At 69.5% G+C, this 19,446-nt stretch carries 21 protein-coding genes; 10 read left to right on the plus strand and 11 right to left on the minus strand.

The annotated features are described in order from the left end of the window. Window positions 1-113: 113 nt before the first annotated feature. The 4 genes from LX83_RS28875 to LX83_RS28890 all read right to left on the minus strand — a co-directional run bounded on the left by LX83_RS28875 (window position 114) and on the right by LX83_RS28890 (window position 3,438). The gene (locus LX83_RS28875) at window positions 114-701 is read right to left on the minus strand and encodes a hypothetical protein (RefSeq protein WP_253776980.1); all 588 of its coding nucleotides are present in this window, start codon (window positions 699-701) and stop codon (window positions 114-116) included. 120 nt (window positions 702-821) lie between these two features. Further along, complete coding sequence (locus tag LX83_RS28880; protein WP_253776981.1) at window positions 822-1,355, minus strand: hypothetical protein; 534 nt, start codon at window positions 1,353-1,355, stop codon at window positions 822-824. A 185-nt stretch (window positions 1,356-1,540) separates the two neighbouring features. Beyond that, window positions 1,541-2,197 carry a response regulator transcription factor gene (locus tag LX83_RS28885; protein WP_253776983.1) on the minus strand — a complete coding sequence of 219 codons (657 nt, stop codon included), beginning with the start codon at window positions 2,195-2,197 and terminating at the stop codon, window positions 1,541-1,543. Beyond that, a complete protein-coding gene (locus LX83_RS28890) occupies window positions 2,182-3,438 on the minus strand; it encodes a sensor histidine kinase (protein WP_253776985.1) in 1,257 nt (418 codons plus the stop codon). Before LX83_RS28890 ends, LX83_RS28885 begins: the two co-directional genes overlap by 16 nt. Window positions 3,439-3,599: 161 nt before the next feature. Here LX83_RS28890 and LX83_RS28895 point away from each other — a divergent pair, with 161 nt between their 5' ends. Beyond that, window positions 3,600-4,166, plus strand: coding sequence for a hypothetical protein (locus tag LX83_RS28895; RefSeq protein WP_253776986.1), 567 nt, complete (start codon window positions 3,600-3,602; stop codon window positions 4,164-4,166). Between the two features lie 163 nt (window positions 4,167-4,329). Here LX83_RS28895 and LX83_RS28900 read toward each other — a convergent pair whose 3' ends face one another. Next, window positions 4,330-5,478: an HNH endonuclease signature motif containing protein gene (locus LX83_RS28900; protein WP_253776989.1), complete on the minus strand. Its 1,149-nt coding sequence runs from the start codon at window positions 5,476-5,478 to the stop codon at window positions 4,330-4,332. Between the two features lie 379 nt (window positions 5,479-5,857). Here LX83_RS28900 and LX83_RS28905 point away from each other — a divergent pair, with 379 nt between their 5' ends. Together LX83_RS28905 and LX83_RS28910 are read left to right on the plus strand one after the other, a co-directional pair. Continuing rightward, a complete protein-coding gene (locus LX83_RS28905) occupies window positions 5,858-6,748 on the plus strand; it encodes a helix-turn-helix domain-containing protein (protein ID WP_253776991.1) in 891 nt (296 codons plus the stop codon). Window positions 6,749-6,776: 28 nt separating this feature from the next. Continuing rightward, window positions 6,777-6,905, plus strand: coding sequence for a DUF397 domain-containing protein (locus LX83_RS28910; protein WP_308204069.1), 129 nt, complete (start codon window positions 6,777-6,779; stop codon window positions 6,903-6,905). A gap of 18 nt (window positions 6,906-6,923) precedes the next feature. Here the strand turns inward: LX83_RS28910 and LX83_RS28915 are convergent, their stop codons facing one another. After that, window positions 6,924-7,736, minus strand: a complete 813-nt coding sequence (locus LX83_RS28915) for an SDR family oxidoreductase (protein ID WP_253776995.1) — start codon at window positions 7,734-7,736, stop codon at window positions 6,924-6,926. Window positions 7,737-8,136: 400 nt separating this feature from the next. On the opposite strand from LX83_RS28915, the gene LX83_RS28920 reads away from it, so the two are divergent. Together LX83_RS28920 and LX83_RS28925 are read left to right on the plus strand one after the other, a co-directional pair. Then, the gene (locus LX83_RS28920) at window positions 8,137-8,865 is read left to right on the plus strand and encodes a hypothetical protein (protein ID WP_253776997.1); all 729 of its coding nucleotides are present in this window, start codon (window positions 8,137-8,139) and stop codon (window positions 8,863-8,865) included. 133 nt (window positions 8,866-8,998) lie between these two features. Then, entirely contained in the window at window positions 8,999-9,679 is a 681-nt protein-coding gene (locus LX83_RS28925) for a hypothetical protein (protein ID WP_253777000.1), read from the plus strand. Here LX83_RS28925 and LX83_RS28930 read toward each other — a convergent pair. After that, window positions 9,640-10,851: a cytochrome P450 gene (locus tag LX83_RS28930; RefSeq protein WP_253777002.1), complete on the minus strand. Its 1,212-nt coding sequence runs from the start codon at window positions 10,849-10,851 to the stop codon at window positions 9,640-9,642. The two genes, LX83_RS28925 and LX83_RS28930, sit on opposite strands and share 40 nt — an antisense overlap. A 331-nt stretch (window positions 10,852-11,182) precedes the next feature. Between LX83_RS28930 and LX83_RS28935 the strand changes: the two genes are divergently transcribed. Both LX83_RS28935 and LX83_RS28940 read left to right on the plus strand, forming a co-directional pair. Then, window positions 11,183-12,259: an amidohydrolase family protein gene (locus LX83_RS28935; protein ID WP_253777120.1), complete on the plus strand. Its 1,077-nt coding sequence runs from the start codon at window positions 11,183-11,185 to the stop codon at window positions 12,257-12,259. Between the two features lie 79 nt (window positions 12,260-12,338). Further along, complete coding sequence (locus tag LX83_RS28940; RefSeq protein ID WP_253777005.1) at window positions 12,339-13,442, plus strand: amidohydrolase family protein; 1,104 nt, start codon at window positions 12,339-12,341, stop codon at window positions 13,440-13,442. On the opposite strand, the gene LX83_RS28945 is transcribed toward LX83_RS28940, so the two are convergent. After that, entirely contained in the window at window positions 13,443-13,832 is a 390-nt protein-coding gene (locus tag LX83_RS28945) for a winged helix-turn-helix transcriptional regulator (RefSeq protein ID WP_253777007.1), read from the minus strand. A 112-nt stretch (window positions 13,833-13,944) separates the two neighbouring features. On the opposite strand from LX83_RS28945, the gene LX83_RS28950 reads away from it, so the two are divergent. Further along, on the plus strand, window positions 13,945-14,586 hold the full coding sequence (locus tag LX83_RS28950) for an NAD(P)-dependent oxidoreductase (protein WP_253777010.1): 642 nt from the start codon (window positions 13,945-13,947) through the stop codon (window positions 14,584-14,586). Window positions 14,587-14,684: 98 nt separating this feature from the next. Here the strand turns inward: LX83_RS28950 and LX83_RS28955 are convergent, their stop codons facing one another. Further along, window positions 14,685-16,145, minus strand: a complete 1,461-nt coding sequence (locus LX83_RS28955; protein ID WP_253777012.1) for an alpha/beta fold hydrolase — start codon at window positions 16,143-16,145, stop codon at window positions 14,685-14,687. Window positions 16,146-16,321: 176 nt separating this feature from the next. Next, window positions 16,322-16,648 carry an MGMT family protein gene (locus tag LX83_RS28960; protein WP_253777014.1) on the minus strand — a complete coding sequence of 109 codons (327 nt, stop codon included), beginning with the start codon at window positions 16,646-16,648 and terminating at the stop codon, window positions 16,322-16,324. A 135-nt stretch (window positions 16,649-16,783) separates the two neighbouring features. On the opposite strand from LX83_RS28960, the gene LX83_RS28965 reads away from it, so the two are divergent. After that, window positions 16,784-17,788, plus strand: a complete 1,005-nt coding sequence (locus LX83_RS28965) for a chitinase (protein WP_253777016.1) — start codon at window positions 16,784-16,786, stop codon at window positions 17,786-17,788. 40 nt (window positions 17,789-17,828) lie between these two features. Here the strand turns inward: LX83_RS28965 and LX83_RS28970 are convergent, their stop codons facing one another. Continuing rightward, window positions 17,829-18,665: a VOC family protein gene (locus LX83_RS28970; RefSeq protein WP_253777018.1), complete on the minus strand. Its 837-nt coding sequence runs from the start codon at window positions 18,663-18,665 to the stop codon at window positions 17,829-17,831. Window positions 18,666-18,981: 316 nt separating this feature from the next. On the opposite strand from LX83_RS28970, the gene LX83_RS28975 reads away from it, so the two are divergent. Then, a complete protein-coding gene (locus LX83_RS28975; protein ID WP_253777020.1) occupies window positions 18,982-19,371 on the plus strand; it encodes a hypothetical protein in 390 nt (129 codons plus the stop codon). The last annotated feature ends 75 nt before the right edge of the window (window positions 19,372-19,446 follow it).

The following is a 19,446-nucleotide window of genomic DNA, read 5'->3' on the forward strand; positions in this document are numbered from 1 at the left end:
GGTGCGCTGGTTTTCGGGCAGCGCGAAGCTGGACCGAGTTCGTTGCTCGGGTGGGGTGGGAAGTCGCGCGTGGCGGTTTGAGGGGGAGAGCTGTTCCGTTCAGCTCCCGTCGATCACTCGTAGCAGTCCTGGTAGGTCAGCTCGATGGCGAGCTGGTCCACCACGTGGGTGTTCTCGTCCACGCCGATCCGGAACACGCTGGGCCGCGAGCTGTTGGGCACCGGGATGTAGCCGCGGCCGATGTTGTCCACGGCCTCCTGGAACTGCTCGGCGCTGGCCGGGTAGGCGGCCTTGACCTCGTCGACGGTGGAGCCGAGCCGAATCCCCTCCGGCGTGTGCACGCTCGCCCGGTTCACCGCGATCGCGACGACACCGTAGTTCGGCGAGATGAGCACGTAGGTCTGCGAGGGGAAGCCGGGCACGTTGGCGTACTGGTCGTTCAGCTCGGCCGACTTGCACAGGCCCGGGCCCGGGTCGCTGTAGTCGGCCAGCAGGTCGGTCGCCAGGGCGGAGCTGGGGTCCATGCCCAGCTGCAGCGGCCCGTAGCCGTCCGGGTTGAAGGAGTGCACCGGCCCGCCCGGCATGGGCTCGTCCGGGTCGTCCGCCGCGGCCGCCGTGCCGCCCGCGACCGCCAGCACCACGGCCGACGCCCCCAGCGCCAGCGCGATCGAGCGTCCCTTGTGGAGAGTTGACTTGAACATTCTGATTACCCCCGTATCTGGCGCGCCGGTTTTTGGGCAGCGCGGAACCAGGTGAAAATTGACCGAAAATGAGGTGGAGAATCCCGTTTACCGGGTAGAAAGAACTGCGCTCTGCTCAGCTCACTCGTAGCAGTTCTGGTTGGTCAGCTGCAGCGCGAGCTGGTCGACGGTGTTGTTGGTCGCGTGGATGCGGTACACGGCGGGCCGCGAGCTGCCCGGCACGGTGACGTAGCCGCGGCCGAGGTTGTCCAGGCCCTCCTGGAGCTGGTCGGCGCTGTCGGGGTAGGCGGCCTTGACCTGGTCGACGGTGGAGCCGAGGCCGATGCCCTCGGGCGTGCGCACGGCCGGGTCACTCACCGAGATGCCGGAAACGCCCTGGTCAAGCGCGACCGCGACGAAGTTCTGCGCGATGCTGTCCGGCGCGGCCGGCTGGTCCTTCAGCTTGGCGAAGCTGCACTCCGGCCAGCCGACCTTGTAGTCGGTGAGCTGCCCGGTGGCCAGTGCCGCCATCGGGTTCATGCCCAACTGGAGGTTGCCGTACCCGTTCGGGCCGAGCACCTGCGCCTGCGTCCCGGTGGCCGGGCTGGCTGAATCCTGGGCGAGTGCGGTGCCACCCGCGAGCGCCACGACGACGGCGGAAATCCCGGCGGCCACGGCGAGGGAACGGCCTCTGCGAACAATGGTGCTGAACATTTCTTTGCCCCCATCAGGTCTTGCGGTCGCTGTTGTTGACCGCTTGCCCCCTAAAAGATGCGCGGCGCGGCCAGGAGTTGCGTGCCCGGACAAAAATTTTTTTGTCCGATTGGTCTGGAGCTGCTCACATCGGGTCGGGACGCGCCTCAGGCGTTGTTCAGGTAGGCGAGCACGGCGAGGACGCGGCGGTTGCTGTTGTCGTCGTCGCCGAGGCCGAGCTTGCCGAACAGCGAGGTGGTGTACTTGCTGATGGCGCTCTCGCTGAGGAACAGCCGCTGGGCGATGGCCTGGTTGGACAGGCCCTCGGCCATCAGGCCGAGCACCGAGTGCTCGCGTTCGGTGAGCCGGTCGAGCCGGTCGAGCCGGCGGCTGGCGGACCCGCTGGACAGCAACTTGCTGATCACGGCCGGGTCCATCGCGGTGCCGCCGCCGGCAACCCGCTCCAGCGCGTCGATGAACTGGTCGGCGTCGAACACGCTCTCCTTGAGCAGGTAGCCGACGCCACCGACGCCGTCGGCCAGCAGTTCCCGGGCGTACAGCTGTTGCACGTGCTGGGAGAGGATCAGGATCGGCAGGCCGGGCAGTTCGCGGCGCGCGGCGAGCGCGGCCCGCAGGCCCTCGTCCGACTGGGTCGGCGGCATGCGGACGTCGACGACGGAGACATCCGGTCGCCAGGTCAGCAGCGCGTCCAGCGTCTCCGGTCCGGTGGTCGGCGTGGCCACCACCTGGTGCCCGTACGCCTCGATGAGGCGGACCAGTCCGTCACGCAGCAGGTAGAGGTCTTCGGCTACAACGATGCGCATGGCACCACCATTCTCGCGCGGGTCGGACCGCCCGCCGGGCTGGTGACCTCGCACGTGCCGTCGAAGACGGCCAGGCGGCGGCGCAGCCCGGCGAGCCCACCGCCGGGGCGCACCTCGGCACCGCCCCGGCCGTTGTCCTCGACCACCACGACGAGCCCGGTGTCGTCCTGGGTGATGGAGATCCGCGCGTGGGTCGCCCTGGCATGCTTGACGGCGTTGGCGAGCAGTTCGGAAACTCCGAAGTAGACGGCGGACTCGATCGGCGGGTCCAGGCGCACCTGGAGGTCGGCGCTGACCTCTGTTTCCAGCGGGCTGTCCAGCGCGAGCACGCGCACGGCGTCGACGAGTCCTCGCTCGGTCAGCACCGGCGGGTTGATCCCCCGCACCAGTTCGCGAAGCTCGGTCAGGGAGGTCGCCGCGCCGACACGCGCATCCCGCAGCAGCGCCTTGGCCTGCTCGGGGTTGGTGTCCATCAGCTTCTCGGCGGTCGCCAGGGACAGCCCGAGCGCGACCAGCCGGGCCTGTGCGCCGTCGTGCAGGTCCCGCTCGATCCGGCGGATCTCGGCGGCCTGGGCCACGGTCAGGTCAGCGCGTTGCGTGGTCAGCTCGTCCACCCGGTCCGCCAGCGCCACGGCGGCGGACGCGCCCAGGAAGCGGGCGGCCACCGGCGCGACGGGCCGCCAGGCGTGCGGCGCACTGCGGATCGCCACGACCACGCCGAGCACCCCGACCAGGCGCGCGGCGAGGGTTGGCTGGCTGAACCCGAGGACCGCCGCCACGACCCCGGCCGGCGGAATGGCCGCGACCACACCCACGGTGACCGGGGCGAGCGCGACGAACCGCAGATCACGCCAGGTAGCCGGATCGTGCCACCAGGTGCGCAGCCGCTGGTCCCGGTGGGCGTCCCGACTGGTGCGCTCGTAGGAGTACCCGTTCCACCAGTACCCGTTGGCCATCCGGACGATCGGCCCTGGTTCGCGGTAGCCGGCGGGGATGGTGTGGCCCGTCCACTTCGCGACGAGGGAACGGAACATCCGGCACACCGGACGAGCCAGGGCGAGCGTGCCGATAATCGCCCACACGAAGGGCGCGATCCACGACCACGGGTTGCCGCCCCACCAGAGCCACAGCCCCACGGCAGCGGCCCACACGGCCGGCACCAGCATGCTGACGAGCAGCACAACGCACGCTCGCCCGAATCCCACGCAGGCGCCCACCACCCACGACCTCAGCTGTCGCATGATCCTCCGATCCGGCCGGCACGGTTTGGTGTGTCCGCCGTCCACTGTGCACCGTGTCGAGCCTGGTCAGCGCCGGATCGGCGGTGAAGTGGGGCTAGCCCCACCATCCTGTGCGTCCAGACCGATACCGCACGCCGTGGGTGCTCCCTAGCGTCGAGATCATGGAAACCAGTACGCGGAAGACGGTCGAGGTTGGCGGGGGTGCCGAGGGGGCCGGGGTTGCCGGCGGTGCCGGCGGTGCCGGGGTTGCCGAGGTCGGCGGGGGTGCCGAGGCTGGCGGGCTTGGCGGGGGTGCCGGGGGTGCCGGGGCCGGTCACGTCGATCACCCGCACGTTCAACAGGCCTTCGGCAGGGTGCGGAAGTTCGTCACCGCATACGGTGTGGTCGGTGTCGCGGTGTTCGTCGTGGTCGTCGCGCTCGCGGTGGCGGGCCACGAGGTGACATCGTTCATGTGGGGCCGCGCCGGCGGAATGCTCGGGAGTGCGGCGGCGGCCTACTGGTTCACCGTGCTCGCCGCCCGGGGAGCGCGGTGGGCGTACGTGCGCGTGCGGATCATCTCGGTTGTCGTGCCGATCGCGATCATCGCCATCAGCGGCATTCCCGGTGCCCTGCCGCCGTGGTTCGTGGCGGTGCAGATCGCGGGCGCGCTCGCCCTCGTGCCAGCCGCGGTCATCGTCAACCGGTCCGAGATGCGCGCCGCATTTCCGATCGGCGGCGTGCGAAAGTGAGCGGTGGCGACGCGGACACCGGTTCGTGGGTGGTCGGCTTGGGAAAAATGATTGAGTAGTGTGGTCCGGTTGGCTGCTGTTCCGGCCGCATCCCAGACTGGCCAGCATCGGCCGCCGGTTGACTGCCCGCTTGCCCTTCTGCTGTCATTTTGCAGAGATTTACTTAGAAGGGTGGTGGGGAATCGTCGGCGGCTACCGGTTGACTGCCGATAATGCGTTCGGGTTCCCGGGAATACTGGCGGCCACTCGGACTGGTCCAGATCACCGTGCCGTCGTCGCGGCGCTTGGACTGCCACCGGCCACTGTGCTTGACCCGATGATGGTGCCGACACAACGTGGTCAGGTTGTGTGCTGAGGTGTCGCCGTGCGGAAACGGCACGTGGTGGTCGAGGTCTGACTTGTTGGCCGGGCGGAGGCAGCCGGGGAACCGGCAGGTCTTGTCCCGGGCCCGCACGAAGTCGGCCAACGCGGCGGGTGGCCGGTAGGTCCGGCGGCCGTAGTCGAGCAGGGTGTCCTTGACCGGGTCGGTGAGCAGTCGCCGCCAGGTGCCCTCGGCGGCGATCTCGCGTGCCACGCTGGCGGGGATCGGCCCGTATCCGGCCAGCTCACCGGGCTGGTTGTCCACGCCGAGCAGGGTGCTGGCCGCCACGGTCACCTGGATCTGCGCCTGGTAGCCGGCCTCGCCCAGGCACAGGTCCACGAACGCGTCCGCCCGCCGCTGGTCGGCGGTGCGCTGGTCGTCGGGCGTGCGGGCCTGGCAGGCGGCGGTGCTGATCCGGTCGTAGACGGCCAACGCCAGGTGGGCGGGCAGGTAGGCGGACAGTTCGGCCATGCCGTTGTCGCCGGTCTGCAACCGCACCGCCCGGTCCTGGGCACAGTGGCGGTGCCGCCGCTCCGCGCCCTCGGGGTCCACCCGCTGAACGGCCTCGCGGGTGCGGCGGCGCAGGGTGGCGCTGTTCTGCTCGGCCGCCCTGGCCAGGATCTCGGCCTCCACCTGCCGAGCCTGTTCAGGATCGAGGGGCAGGGTGAGTTCGGAGATCACCTTGGCCTTGTAGGTGTCGATGGTCCCGGCCTGCAACGCCGCCAGGGTCGCCGGCAACCGCGTGACCAGATCCGTCGCCAACGACAACTGTGCGTTGGCGTGGTGTTGGGTCCACCGCGCGGCCACGGCGAGTTCGGCGGCGGCGAATTCCGGCTGTTCGTGGGTGTGTTTGTATTCGGCGAGGGCCTGTATGCGTAGGCCCTCGATGATGTTGATCATTTTGGTGTACTCGACGATGGTGTCGAGCAGCCCCCCGGTTTCCCCCTGCATATGTCCAGGTTAGGCAGCCCACCCACCCTTTTCATCACTCGAACGGGTGTTCTATCCCTGCGACTTGACGGCAGAAGGGCAACCCGGGATCGACCGGACCTGCATATGCGGAAGTCTTGGCTGCAGTCGGAACAGCAGTCAACGGGACCACACTTATCAATCATTTCCCCAACGCAACCCACCCATCCGCCGGCGGCCGACAACGGCATCGAAACCGAGTGGGCGGCGCACTCTGCACCGAGAGTAGATAACACATTTGCCGGTGGTGCACACCCGCCACCTTTCGGGCGAAATCCATGTCTACCGGTCAAACTCGCCCCTTTTCGGGCCTACCGTTTGCGTGATCCAGAGGTCAGTACCCGAAAGGGGGAGACACGTCATGGGCGAAGTGCCGGCAACGGTCCAGGGCCGAGACCTCGCGCTCGAACTCCGCGCACGGCGGGAAGCCGCCAAGTTGTGCCGCAGGCAGGTGATGCAGAAGCTCGGCTGGGACATGAGCAAGGTGTCCCGCTTCGAGTCGGGCAAGATCCGGTTCCGCGAGACGGACGTGATCGCCTGGCTGGCCGTGTGCGGTGTGACGGGTGAGGAGCGGGAGCGGCTACTCGCGATGGTGCCCGGGGCGAACCAGCCCGACATGCTGAACCGGTACCGGGGCGAACTGCGGGAGAACCTCAAGGTGTTGATCCGGCACGAGTGGGAGGCCGACACCATCTACACCTACGAACCCCTGCTCGTTCCCGGACTGCTCCAGATTCCGGAGTACACCCGGGAGTTGGGACTTGCCCGGGGGCACAGCCAGGGGGATGGGCTGGAGCAGATGGTGCAGCTCAAGCAGGAGCGGCAGCGCATCCTGTCCGGCGCGTACCCGACGCGCACGTTCTTCTACGTCTCTGAAGTAGCGCTGCGGCGGCAGACCAGAAACCCCGTGACCATGCGAAACCAGCTGCTGCACCTGTTGTTCATGAGCCCCCGGCCGAGCCTGACCCTCCGGGTGGTGCCTCAGCAGGCTGGCCTGGCCGCGCCCAATGAACCCCTCGTGCTGATGGACTTTCCGGAAAGGAGTCCGGTGGCGTATCAGGAGTGCACGGTCGCCAGCCTGTTCCTGGAGCAGAAGGTCGACATCGACCGCTTCCGGGATGAGTTCAAGTGGCTCGCCGAACTGGCCCTGAGTGAGGCAGAATCGCGGGAGTTCCTGGCGAAGCTGGCCGGGCCGAGCGCATCCGGGAGGGCACCTGATGACCTGCCGATCTTCGAGGTGGAGGAAGAGTAGCTACAGCGAGAAGGAGAACTGCGTCGAGGTGGCCTTCGGGCCGGCCGCTGTCGCGGTTCGGGACTCCAAGAACGTAGATGGGCCGGTGCTCGGCTTCAGCGCGGCGAACTGGCGGGCGTTCCTCGCCGCCGCTGTGGCCGAGCAGCCGACCCACTGACTACCGACTGACCGCCGCTCAGCGCCAGGCGGGCACGGCTGTGGCCACGTACGACTCGAAGGTGCGTGGCTCACGGCCGAGCACGCGTTCGACGTCGTCGGTGACGGTGGTGATGTGGCCCTGGCGCACCACGTCGAACAGGCCGGCGAGGTAGGTGGCGAGTTCGGGTGGTGCGCCCTGGTCGGTCATGGCGGCCACGTACTGCTCGCCCGACACGTCGGTGAATCGGATGCGCCGGCCGCTCGCGGTGGCGATGATCTCGGTGGCCTCGGCGAAGCTGAGCGCGCGGGGGCCGGACAGCTCGTAGGTCTGGCCGGCGTGGCCGTCCTGGGTGAGTGCGGCGACGGCGACGTCGGCGATGTCGTCCGCGTCGATGAACGGTTCGGGCGTGCTGCCCACCGGTAGCGCGAGTTCCCCGGCGAGCAGGGGATCGCGCAGGAAGTACTCGTCGAAGTTCTGGTTGAACCAGTTGGGCTGGAGCACTGTCCAGTCCACATCGGACGCTCGGAGCGCCTGTTCGGCAACGTACATGGTGTTCGGCGGGTAGTGGACGATGCCCCGGGCGGACAGCAGGACGATGCGGCGCACGCCCGCGGCCACGGCCTGGCCGATGAAGTCGGCGAAGGGGGCGGGCTCGTCCGGCACGACCAGGTACAGGCCGGTCGCCCCGGTCAGGCAGGGTGCCCAGGTGGACTCGTCGGTCCAGTCGAAGCGCAGGTCGCTGGACCGGGACGCGGCGCGGACCGGGGTGCCGGTGGCGCGCAGCCGGGACACCACCCGGCGTCCGGTCTTGCCGGTCGCGGCCAGTACCAGGATCTGTTGGTCGGTCATGGTTTCAGTGAAGCCGAGCGTGCCCGGGCGGTCCATGCGTCACGTGCTCAACCGCATGCGCGATCGTCTACGTGCCGGGGTCGAGCCGGTCCGCGCCGACCGTGATCGTTGATCACCCGACCCATGCTGCCTCGGCGGAGTGATCACCAACCGAACGTGATCGATTTGTCTACTGTGGACTGGATGATCCGTCGACGTGACACGTTCTGGCGATAACCAACGGGTAAGTCGGCCTGACCGTGTGCGACCGACGGAAACTCGGCGAGAAGGACACGAGCGTGGCGTCCCGGCTCAACTGGACATGACCGAGCCGGGGCGTCAGGCGTCCGAACCACTCGACGGGGAAAGGCCAGTCATGGGACAGCGGATCAGTTCATCTCGGGTTTGGCGGGTAGCCGGCGTGGCGCTGGCGGCGATGGCGCTCAGCACCACGCAGGCACTGGCGCAGCCAGCCGACCCGGACGCTGGAAAGATCGACCAGACCAGTCAGGTCCTCCGGCCGTGCATTGACACGGCGCTGCGCATTGACGCGCCCAACTGGGTGTGCACGCCCAGTGGGCTGACCATTCAGAACACGAGTGGAGTCGGGTTCGTCCCGATCGCGCCGACGGTCGCGCCGAGCACTGAGCGAACACCCGGGATCACCCAGGACGACCACGACAACTGGTGTGAGACGGGCAGTGCCTGCCACCGGATCGTCAGCAACTACACGCAGGAGACCAAGGGCAACGTCGCCTACGGCAACCAGGACGGCCTGATCGGCACCTACGATGTCATCCTGCGCACCGACCTGGTCGGCCGGCAGGCGCAGTGGCGGCAGAGCCTGATCCTGGACACCGGCCCGGCCATCCAGTTCAACGAGGTGTGGGTGAACTGCTGGGAGGAGACCACGATGACTCCCGGCATCAACTGCGGCAACCACTACGCGGGCGCGCCCGTGGTGAACGGGGTGTCCCCGTACTTCAACAGCCAGCTGCTGTTCGGGAACCGGTTGAACAACTCGGACGAGTACTACGGCGCGGTCACCGCGCGGTTCACGCCGAGCGGCTACTCGCAGTACGTCATGGGCATGGTGGAGACGCCGCGCTTCAACTGCTACGGCAGCACGGACAACTGCTACTTCCCGTGATGAACCCGGTGTCCTGAGACAGGAGTGTGGTGGAGTTCCCGTGGCTTTCCGGACTCCACCACGTCTCACACGTTCCAGCGATAACCACTCGGTAGTCCGATCTTCCCGTGGGCGGGGAACGGAAACTCGGTTCATGGGAAAGCGGAATCACGGCGGTGTGCGGCGCGCCGGGGTGGCGCGGATGCGGCGAGCGGTGTGCGTGGCGCTGACGGCGCTGACGGCGCTGGCGGCGGTGCTGTTGGGTGGCGCCCCGCCCGCCGTGGCGGACGGGCTGCGCCAGGGGGACGACTACGACGTCTGGTGCGAGAACGTCGAGGTCTGTCACCGCAGGATCAACGGCTACATCGCGGAGAGCAAGGGCAACGCCACCTACTTCAGTTTCGAGCAGGGCTTCATCGGTGACTTCGACATCATCCTGCGGATCAACCTCAACGGCCGGCAGCCGCGCTGGCAGGTGACGGTGATCCTGGACCGGGGGCCGGCCCTGCAGTTCAACGAGATCTGGGTCAACTGCGGGCAGGCCGTTGACTTCCTGCCGGACGCCACGTGCGGACCCAACTTCATGGGTGCGCCACGGCTCGACCGGGTCGGCGCGCGCTGGACCAGCCAGCTCGTGTTCGGGGAACGGCTGCCCATGGAGGGCGAGTACTACGGCGTCGTCGCCGGAACCGTCTTCCCGGCAGGACAGCCGATGGCCATGATCCCGCGCCTGGAGTCGATGCACTTCACCTGTCCGGCCAGCCCGGCCGGCTGCGCGTTCCCCCTGCCGCGGTCCTACCAGGACACGGGCAGTCTGGCGAACCCCCGGAACTGACCGGTGGTCAGCCAGGGCAGCTCGTCGGTGCGCACGGCCACGCACAGTTCGGGCATGCGCTCCACCAGTTGGGTCAGCGCGACCTGGAGCACCATTCTGGACAGTTCCGCCGCGATGCACCGGTGCGGCCCGAACCCGAACGCGATGTGCGAGTTGCGCCGGCGGGACAGGTCGAGGTCGCCGGGATCGGTGAACGCGGTCTCGTCCCAGTTGGCGGCGGTGAACGGGACGATGACGAACTCGCCGGCGCGGACCAGGTGGCCGCCGACCTCGGCGTCGGCCACGGCACAGCGCGGGATCAGGGCACCGGCGCTCAGCGGAGTGAACCGGAGCAGTTCCTCCACGGCGGTGGACACCAGCGCGGGGTCGTCCACCAGCCGCTTCCACTGCCTGGTGGAGGACAGCAGGTGGACGAAGTTGGTGAGCGCGACCGTGGTGGCCTCCCGGCCGGAGCGCACCAGGCTGAGCGCGAGCACCGCGGCCTCCCTGGCGTTGAGCGTGCCACGGGTGCAGGCCAGGGCCAGTTCGCTGATCACACCGCCGCTGGCGGTGGCGCGGCGGTGGCGGATCTGGTTGGTGAGGTAGTCGGTGAACGCGGCGACGTGCTCGGCGGTCTGGTGCGGCGGCACGGTGGTCAGTTCCCGGCCGAGCAGGGCACCGGACCAGGTCATGACCTGGTCGTGGTGTTCGGGCGGGATGCCGATCAGCTCGCTGAGCACGGACATGGGCAGCGGCAGGGCGAAGTGCGCGACCAGGTCGGCGGGCGGGCCCAGCTGCTCCATGTCGTCGATCAGTTCGACCACGATCCCGGTGGTGCGCGAGCGCAGCGCCTCGACCCGGCGGACGGTGAACGCCTTGGCCAGCACCTTGCGCAGCCGCATGTGCGCGGCGCCGGTGTGCTGGACGATGTCGCCCTCGGGCGGCGGCGGATCGGGGGTCATCCGCGGGGTGTCCGGGGTCTGGCCGGGAACCCTGGCGCGGAACCGGCGGTCGGTGAGCACGAACCTGGCGTCCTCGTAGCGCGTGACCAACCAGGCGGGGGCGCCGTGCGGCAACCGGACCCTGGGCAGTCCCGGGGTCTGGCGCAGTTCCGCGTAGCGCGGTGACAGGCGCAGCTGCTGCCCGTCGGCGAAGGGATACAGCAGTGGGTCGTTGATCTCGTCACGGCTCATGTGCCACACACCCCGCCCGAACGGCCACGGATGCGCATCATGTCCCCGCCCCGCGAGATGCGCGTTGGTCGCAGAATCATATGAGCCGACAAGGTATCCGGTCATCTACCCGTTGGGGTAGGAAGATCACCGCACGATCGGGCGAGCGGAAAACCCGCCCACGACTGGGAAAGCGTCACCGAACAGCCGCTGTTCATCCCTTGTGGCCAGTGCGGTCAAACCGCTGGATCCCCGGTGCGCACGCATGGTGAGGTCGGGTTCCGCGATCGGTGGAATTCCCGGCCTCCGGTGGCGACCGTCCACACGCGACCCAAAACTGTCTCGGGTGATCATGAGACGAGTGCTGAGTCGGCGGATGGCGGCCAAGGGCGCGGCCGTGGTCACCGCCGCGACGGCGGGTGTGTTCAGCCTGGCCGGTGACGGGAGCGCGACCGCCGCCGGCGACGACGACCGGGATCGCCGCGTCGACGTGCACCACCACTGCCTCACCCCGGCCTGGCTGGCCTGGGCCGAGGCGCGCGGCGTGCTCGACCGGGACGAGCTGCGCTGGTGGGTGTACTGGGACGTGGCCGACACGCTGTCCATGATGGACGCCGCCGGCATCGCCACGGCGGTGATGTCGGTGCGCACCCCGATCGTTCATCCGCAGGTGGACGACGCGTTGCACCGGGAGAGCCTGCGGGTGGCCTACCAGTCGGTGGCCGAGGTGGTGGCGGCGCATCCCGGCAGGTTCGCGTTCCTGGCCCAGGTGCGCCTGGACAACCTGGAGCTGGCCCGGTGGTCGGCCCGGTACGCGCTGCGCGCGGGCGCGGTCGGGGTGCAGTTCCACACCCACGACCTGTGCGGACGCTATCTCGGTGACCCGGCATTCGACCCGCTGTTGGCCGAACTCAGCGCGGAGACGGCGGTGGCGGTGGTGCACCCCGCTGATCTGCCCGGCACCACCAGGCAGCAGCCCGCGGTCCCCGGCGTGCCCAACTTCATGTGCGACTACCTGTTGGCCACGACCCGGGTCGGTCTCAGCATGACCATGCACCGCACGCTGGACCGGTTTCCCCGGTTGTCGTTCGTGCTGCCGCACGGTGGCGGGTTCCTGCCCTACATCGCCGCGCGGGTCAGGACGCTGGGCGGGCAGCTGTCCCCGGCGGTGGACCCCGGTCTGCTGCGGGACTACCTGTGCCGGTTCCACTACGACACGGCCGCGCCCATGTCGCCCGACGCCACGCCGACGCTGCTGGCCACGGTCGGATCGGCGCGCCTGCTGTACGGCTCGGACTGGCCGGCGCTGACCCGGGAGCAGGTGCTGGCGGCGGCCACCGCCCTGGACACCGATCCCGCGCTGACCCCGGTGCAGCGGGCGCGGATCAACCGGGGCAACGCGCTCGCCCTGTTCCCGTCCCTGGGCTGAGCCGGGCCCGGGCGCACGAACGGCGGTAAATCCCGGCCTGCGGTCGCGGCTGTCCACATGGGACAGAAGACTGGGATGGGTGACGACGCAACGAACACTGACTCGACGGGACGTGGCCAGGGGCGCGGTCGTGGTCACCGCTGCCGCGGCCGGCGTGCTCGCCGCCACCCCGGGCGGCCAGGCCGCCCCACTCGACGACGTGACCGGCCGGGACAACCGGGACAACCGCGACCGCCGGATCGACGTGCACCAGCACTGCACCCCGCCCACCTGGCTGGACTGGGCGGAGTCGCGGGGGCTGGCCGACCGGAACAAGGTGCCGTGGTGGGCGCACTGGGACGCGAACACCACACTGTCCACGATGGACGAAGCCGGGATCGCCACCGCGGTGGTGTCGCTGCGCCTGCCGCAGAACGCGCCCTACGCGGACGACGCGCAGTACCAGGAGAGCCTGCGGGTGGCCTACGACGCCCTGGCCGAACTGGCCGAGGCGCACCCCGGCAGGTTCGCCTTCCTCGCCCAGGCGTACCTGGACAACCTGGACCGGGCGAGCTGGTCGGCCCAGTACGGGCGGGAAGCCGGCGCGGTCGGGGTGGAACTGCCCACGCACGACGGGCAGGGCCGCTACCTCGGTGACCCGGTCTTCGACCCGCTGTTGACCCAGCTCGACGCCGAACGCACGGTGGCGATGGTGCACCCGGTCGCGTTGACCAGGGCCAGCGAGCAGAACCCCGACGTGCCCGGACTGCCCAGCTCGGTGTGCGACTACCTGTTGGCGACCACCCGCGCCGCCATCAACATGATGATGCACCGCACGCTGGACCGGTTCGGCCAGCTGTCGTTCGTGCTGGTGCAGGGCGGCGGGTTCCTGCCCTACATCAGCGCGCGGGTGGCGCGGGCCGGCGCGAGCATGACCCCGCCGATGGACGCCGCGCTGCTGCCCGAGGACCTGCGCCGGTTCCACTACGACACGGCCGCGCCGATGTCGCCGCACGCCACGCCGACGCTGCTGGCCACGGCGGGCGCGCCCAGCCTGCTCTACGGCACCGACTGGCCCTACTCCACGAGCGAGCAGATGCTGGACATGGCGGCGGCGCTGGACAGCGACCCGGCGCTGACCTCGGCGCAGCGGGCCCGGATCAACCGGGGCAACGCGCTCGCCCTGTTCCCGTCCCTGGGCTGATCAGCCCGCCTGGTCGAGCTGGGACGTGTTCCGCTCGTACGCCTCGCGGGCATCCAGCAGTTCGTCCCAGTGCTCGCTCACCCACGCGCACATGGTCAGCATCGGCTTGATCACGCTGCGGCCCAGCGGGGTGAGTTCGTACTCCACGCGCGGGCTGGCCTCGGTGTAGGCGGTGCGGGTGACCAGGCCGTCGCGTTGCAGACCGCGCAGCGACTGGGTGAGCGTCTTCGCGGTGATGCCGTGCAGGGGGACGCGCAGTTCGGAGAAGCGGCGCGGGCCGTCCTCCAGGCACATGATGATCAGCGGCGCCCACTTGTCGACCAACCGGAACGGGGAGAGCGCCGACGGGCACAGTTCGTCGAACATGTCGGGGGCAAGCGGCTTGCGCACGCCCGCCACGATAACCGTGATCGCGGTATCCGATCGGAAACCACCCCGCCGCCTATGGTCCGGCCACCGGCCGGGAACACGTCCCGACCGGAGGCGGAGAGGGGTGTTCGCGATGAGCGGGATCGTGGTGTTCGGCGCGGGTGGCCGGGCCGGTCGGCAGGTGGTGGCCGAGGCGCGCGGCCGGGGCCACCAGGTCACCGCCGTGGTGCGCGACCCGGCCAAGTACGCGGAGCTGGCCGGCGCCGGGGTGCGGGTCGAGGCGGGCGATGTGACCGACGGCGCGGCCGTCGCCGACCTGGTGGCCGGGCACGACGCGGTGGTGTCCATGGCCGCGGTGTACGGGCCGGGAACCAACCCGCCGGCGTTCTTCGTGGACTCGACGCGGGCCCTGCTGGCCGGGGTGGCGCGGGCCGGGATCGGTCGGCTGGTGGTGGGTGGCCTCGGCGCGCTGCTGCCCGACGACACGGGCACGCGGTTCGTGGACGCGATGGACCTGCCGGCCGAGGCGCGCGAGTTCTGCCTGGCGCACGCGGCCGGGCTGGACGTGTTGCGGGCCGAGGGCGACGCCGTTGACTGGCTGTACCTGAGCCCGTGCGGCGACTTCGACCACGACGGCGCGCGCACCGGCGGCTACCGGGTGGGCGAGCGCGCGGACATGGCCAACCGGATCTCCTACGCCGACTTCGCCATCGCCGTGCTGGACGAGGTGGACACGCCCCAGCACCACCGCACCCACCTGGGCGTGCTGGGCTGAGCCCGGGCGCCGGCCGGTACGGCGTTCCCGTGTGGACTGTCGTCAGTAGACGGTGATAGCCCGGGGACGCCGTGCGGCTGGGCGTCCCCGGGCGGTGGTCAGCTCGTCGGGCAGGTGGCGCCGGCCGGCGGCAGCACCCGGTCGACGAAGTACCGGTTGGCGTGGGCCACCACGCACGGGTTGCCGAAGTTCAGGTAGGCGCCGTGTTCCAGCCCGTCGATGGCGATGGTGACTGAGCCAGGCACCTGGTCAGCCACGTTCCTGGTGGCGTTCAGGCTGGGCAGGTCGGCGACGCCCAGCAGCGGCGGCAGCCCGCGTGGGTTGATCGGGCTCGGCGGGTTGCTGACCGGCCCGGGGTAGCCGACGCAGGGCATCCGCATGGCGGCCTGGTAGCCGGGGAAGTTCGGGGACAGCTCCCGACCGCGGTGCACCTCCGCCTGGTAGTCGGCGTAGGAGGCGAAACCCCGCATGCCGTCCGCACACGACGTGGCCAGGCCGGCGTTGGGCGCCACGGGCTTGCGGCCGGGCATGCCGGCGGCGGGCGCGCTCAACCCGGTGGCGTCGCCGCGCAGTGCCTCGTCCAGCGCGTCGCTGAGCTGCTGCCAGCGCTCCGCACTGGACAGGAACGGGCCGATCGCCATCTGCACGTCGAACCCGTCGTAGCTGACCCCGGTCGAGCCGACCGGGATGGGGGCGGCGTCGGCGTCGGCGAGCAGCCGCTGCCAGACGGCCGGGATGTCCTGGCCGCGCAGCGAACAGGTGGTGGCGGCCTGGCACCAGGCGATCCAGCGGGCGAACACCTCCTCCTTGTCGCGGTACCGGTCGATCTCCTCGGGCAGCCGGTCGGTGCTGACGTGGTCGGGGATGCTGTCCAGGACCACGGTGCGGACCCGGTCCGGGAACAGCCGGGCGTAGCTGGCCGCGATCACCCCGCCGTAGGAGTTGGCCAGGAAGTTCAGCCTCCGGTCACCCACGGCCGCGCGGATCGCGTTCAGATCCCTGGCGTGCGCTGCCGAGTCCAGGTGGTCGAACAGTTCCGGGTCCCTGCCGCGGCACTGCTCGACGGCGGCCCGGTTCGCCTCGGCCCTGGCCTGGTACTCCGCTTCGGTGTGGGGCAGGGCGAACACCGGTCCGGTCATGGCGCACTGCGTGAGCGCGTCACCCCAGGTGTACCAGGAGCCGCGCGGTTCCCAGGTGACCACGTCGAACCGGTCGCGCAGCGCGGTGAAGCGGGCGGCGGACCTCTTCAACGCGTCGATGCCGTCGGCACCGGGGCCGCCTGGGTTGACCACGACCGAGCCGATCCGCGCGGCCGGGTTCGTGCCGGGCAGCCGCGCCAGGTCGAGGGTGATCCGTCGGCCGGTGGGCTTGGCCCAGTCCACCGGCACCCGCAGGGTGGCGCACTCCATGCCCGCCGGGACGTCCGTGCCGGCGCACTCCGTCCACGCCAGTCCGCCGCCAGGGGAAGCCCCGGCGGCGGTGGCACCTCCCGCGAGCACACCGCCGGTGAGGCCGGCGACCACCACGGCCACGGCCACCGCTCGTGTTCTCCCTGTCATCTGCCTGATTCCTCCAGATTCTCCGGATTGAGGTGGCGATGACGGTAGGGGCGGACCACTCGGTGGCGCGTCAGCGCGAACGCCGATCTGGCAAGCGATTTCCTGGTCCCTCCGGGTGATCACGACTGCCCCCGGAGGATGACGGCTGGATCAACCGCTGGGCGAGCGGTCGAGCGTCACCACAGGCCGGGCGGCTCGTCGGCCTCGTCCGGTCGGGCCACCTCCCAGCGGTGGGTGCGCAGGTCGACCCTGCCGTCGGTGACGGGCACGCCCTCCTCGCGCAACCGGGCCAGCTGCTCCTGCTCCAGGTGCGGCGCGCAGCTGCCGTTGGCCCGCAACACCCGGTGCCACGGCAGGTCGTGGCCGTCCTCGGCCAGCACGCGGCCCACGATCCGGGGCGACGGCGCCTTGGCCAGGTCGGCGACGTCGCCGTAGGTGGCGACCCGACCAGCGGGAATCGCCCTGACGACCGCGCGGATCTTCTCGTGTATCTGTTCCTCCACAACGCCAAGGGTGCCAGCGCAGGTGCGCGTTGCTCCGAACGGCCCTGTCCGCCGCTGCCAAATTTGGTCTATACCAATGGGTGATCCGCCGCCGCCTCCCGAGGAACCCCCAGTCCCCACAGGAGGAACCCAGCAATGGCACCACTGTCCCGCCGGCTCGCCCCGATGGCCGCCCTGGCCGCCGCGGTGTTCGCCCTGGCCGCCCCGTCGGCCACCGCCACCGCCGCCGACGCGGCTGGATCCCCGGCCACGACCGCCGCGGCCGTGCCGGTCGCCCCGTACGTGGACATGGGCGCGTGGCCCACCCCGTCGCTGTCCGCGATGTCCGCGGCGAGCGGGGTCAAGAGCTACACGCTGGGCTTTGTCACCGGCGCGGGCTGCAAGGCCAGCTGGTTCAACGCCTACGACCCGCGCAGCGGCTGGCAGAAGGAGGAGATCGCCAAGCTCCGCGCGGCCGGCGGGGACGTGAAGATCTCCTTCGGCGGCGCCAGCGGCATCGAACTGGCCCTCGCGTGCGGCTCGGTCAGCGCGCTGACCACCGAGTACAACGCGGTGATCGACGCCTACCAGGCCAACTACATCGACCTGGACATCGAGGGCGCGGCCAGCCAGGACAGCGCGTCCATCGAACGCCGCTCCCAGGCGCTGGCCGCGGTGCAGCGCAGCCACCCCAACCTGAAGATCTCGGTGACCCTGCCGGTGCTGCCCAGCGGGTTGACCGACGGCGGCCTGAGCGTGGTGCGCTCGGCCAAGAACGCCGGCATCACCCTGGACAAGGTCAACGTGATGGCGATGGACTACTACCAGGGCCCCGGCGACCAGGGCGCCAAGGCCATCCAGGCGGCCACCAGCACCAAGAACCAGATCAAGACCGTCTACACCGGACTGACCGACGCGCAGGCGTGGGCCATGGTCGGCGTCACCCCGATGATCGGCGTGAACGACTCGCGCAACGAGATCTTCTACCAGGAGGACGCGCAGCAGCTGGTGAACTTCGCCAAGCAGCAGCACATCGGCATGCTGTCGTTCTGGGAGGCCACCCGGGACCGCAACGCCTGCACCGGCGCGCTCTACCAGTGCACCAACATCAGCCAGCAGCCGTACGACTTCGCCAGGATCTTCGCCACCTACACCGGCTGAGCGCGGTTCGTCGCCGGCGGGCCCGGATGACGCTGACGGCTCAGTCGTCGTAGGGGTCGTCGGCCGCGGAGGCGTAGTCCCAGTCAGCGGCCTGGCTCGGATCGATGATGGCGAACCGGGTGCCCAGCGGATCGGCCAGCACGGCCACCTTGCCCAGGGTGGACACGTACGGCTTGAACCGCAGCCGCCCGCCGTTGATCCGGGCCAGGTCCAGGGTCTGGTCGAAGCCCACGTCGGGATCGACCGCGAAGTGCGCGATCCACCGCGGCCGCGTGTTGGCCGGCGCGTCCTCGGGCATCCGCACCCGGCCGATCACCGAGTCCTCGCCCGCGTACCAGACCATGTAGTCCACGTACCGGCCGTCACCGAACTGCTTCTGCCCGTAGTCGAACAGCGCGCCGAAGAACCGGTCGGCCAGGGTGGCCCGGCGGATCACGAACTCCAGCCACACCAGCATGCCCGGCATGCCCGCGGCGAACCGCCAGTCCCGGTGGGGCTGGCACAGCCCGGCCGTGGCCCCGCTGGCGTCCTCGATCAGCGTCTTCGTGCCCACCCCCGGCACCACGTGCTCGCTCTCCAGCACCGTGCCGCCGTGCTGCTGCGCGGTCTTCGCGCGCCCGGCCAGATCACCGGTGGCCAGGTAGGGCGTCCAGTCCAGCACCGGCCCCCAGTGGTGGCGCAGCCCGGCGACCGGATCACCGAACAGCGTGGCCACGGTGTACGGCCGGCCCCAGCCGTCCGTTCGGGTCTCGTACTCCCAGCCGAACAGCGTGCGGTAGAAGTCCTGGGCCACGGCGGGGTTCTCGGTCGCCAACTCCACCCAGCACGGACTGCCCGGGACCGGAGTGGACACTTCCCTCGGGTTGGCCTCGGTCATGGCCGCCTCCCCAGCATCCGCCGACAGCGGTCGGGCAGCCGGTGGGTTCCCGGCCGTTGTGGCAGACCAACGACGTGAGCAGTGACCCACTGATCCTGACACACCTGATCAACCCGGGTCACGGGCTCGGGAAATCGCTGGGGTGGGTGGCGGTCCCGGTGGACAGGCGTCGGGGCGAAATCGAGCACATTTCCCGATTTGTCGCGAACGTGACCACCGGGTGTTTCTGCTGTAACGACGGGCCGGTCGCGTCTGTGGGGTGGTGCGATATCTATCGTGTGTACCGCCACGGTCAACAGGGGATGAGGTGTGTTTGGTGATATTTTCTGGACTGGAGGCTCTGCAGAAAAGGCCAGGACATATCGACTTCACTCTGGATGAGTTGGGGGAAGTTGATCTGAAGAACGAAGCTCGGGTGGTTGGCATCCGCTTTGTTCCGGGCCTTGATCACATGTCGATCTTTCTGGATTTCCGGTATGCAACTGCCCCCAAGTCAATAACGCTTGAGTTTGTTGACGTTGAACTGACCGATGTCGAGTATTACCTGCCAAGGGGTGTTGATCCGATAGGTGGATATGCGGTGCTTATGGCGTTGGACTACTGGGCTCATAGCGAGACGGGTCGGGAAGGCTTCTCGTTCTATACGACCACGCTCGAAGTTGAATTCTATGCGGAAGAGGTCAGGGCTCATGTTCGGGATATATGAGATGTTCCGCGCTTGACTCTTCTGGTAAGGAAAGTGGGAGATATCCGCCCCACTGGGCAGGTTGCGAACTTGGTC

The organism is Goodfellowiella coeruleoviolacea, from assembly GCF_024171785.1.
In the GTDB taxonomy this organism is placed as follows: Bacteria; Actinomycetota; Actinomycetes; order Mycobacteriales; family Pseudonocardiaceae; genus Goodfellowiella; species Goodfellowiella coeruleoviolacea.

Excerpts from the sequence above, each read along its gene's own strand:
- LX83_RS28875 (WP_253776980.1), bottom strand. The coding sequence starts at position 701 with ATGTTCAAGTCAACTCTCCACAAGGGACGCTCGATCGCGCTGGCGCTG.
- LX83_RS28885 (WP_253776983.1), bottom strand. The coding sequence starts at position 2,197 with ATGCGCATCGTTGTAGCCGAAGACCTCTACCTGCTGCGTGACGGACTG.
- LX83_RS28890 (WP_253776985.1), bottom strand. The coding sequence starts at position 3,438 with ATGCGACAGCTGAGGTCGTGGGTGGTGGGCGCCTGCGTGGGATTCGGG.
- LX83_RS28895 (WP_253776986.1), top strand. The coding sequence starts at position 3,600 with ATGGAAACCAGTACGCGGAAGACGGTCGAGGTTGGCGGGGGTGCCGAG.
- LX83_RS28900 (WP_253776989.1), bottom strand. The coding sequence starts at position 5,478 with ATGCAGGGGGAAACCGGGGGGCTGCTCGACACCATCGTCGAGTACACC.
- LX83_RS28905 (WP_253776991.1), top strand. The coding sequence starts at position 5,858 with ATGGGCGAAGTGCCGGCAACGGTCCAGGGCCGAGACCTCGCGCTCGAA.
- LX83_RS28915 (WP_253776995.1), bottom strand. The coding sequence starts at position 7,736 with ATGACCGACCAACAGATCCTGGTACTGGCCGCGACCGGCAAGACCGGA.
- LX83_RS28925 (WP_253777000.1), top strand. The coding sequence starts at position 8,999 with ATGGGAAAGCGGAATCACGGCGGTGTGCGGCGCGCCGGGGTGGCGCGG.
- LX83_RS28930 (WP_253777002.1), bottom strand. The coding sequence starts at position 10,851 with ATGAGCCGTGACGAGATCAACGACCCACTGCTGTATCCCTTCGCCGAC.
- LX83_RS28935 (WP_253777120.1), top strand. The coding sequence starts at position 11,183 with ATGAGACGAGTGCTGAGTCGGCGGATGGCGGCCAAGGGCGCGGCCGTG.
- LX83_RS28950 (WP_253777010.1), top strand. The coding sequence starts at position 13,945 with ATGAGCGGGATCGTGGTGTTCGGCGCGGGTGGCCGGGCCGGTCGGCAG.
- LX83_RS28955 (WP_253777012.1), bottom strand. The coding sequence starts at position 16,145 with ATGACAGGGAGAACACGAGCGGTGGCCGTGGCCGTGGTGGTCGCCGGC.
- LX83_RS28965 (WP_253777016.1), top strand. The coding sequence starts at position 16,784 with ATGGCACCACTGTCCCGCCGGCTCGCCCCGATGGCCGCCCTGGCCGCC.
- LX83_RS28970 (WP_253777018.1), bottom strand. The coding sequence starts at position 18,665 with ATGACCGAGGCCAACCCGAGGGAAGTGTCCACTCCGGTCCCGGGCAGT.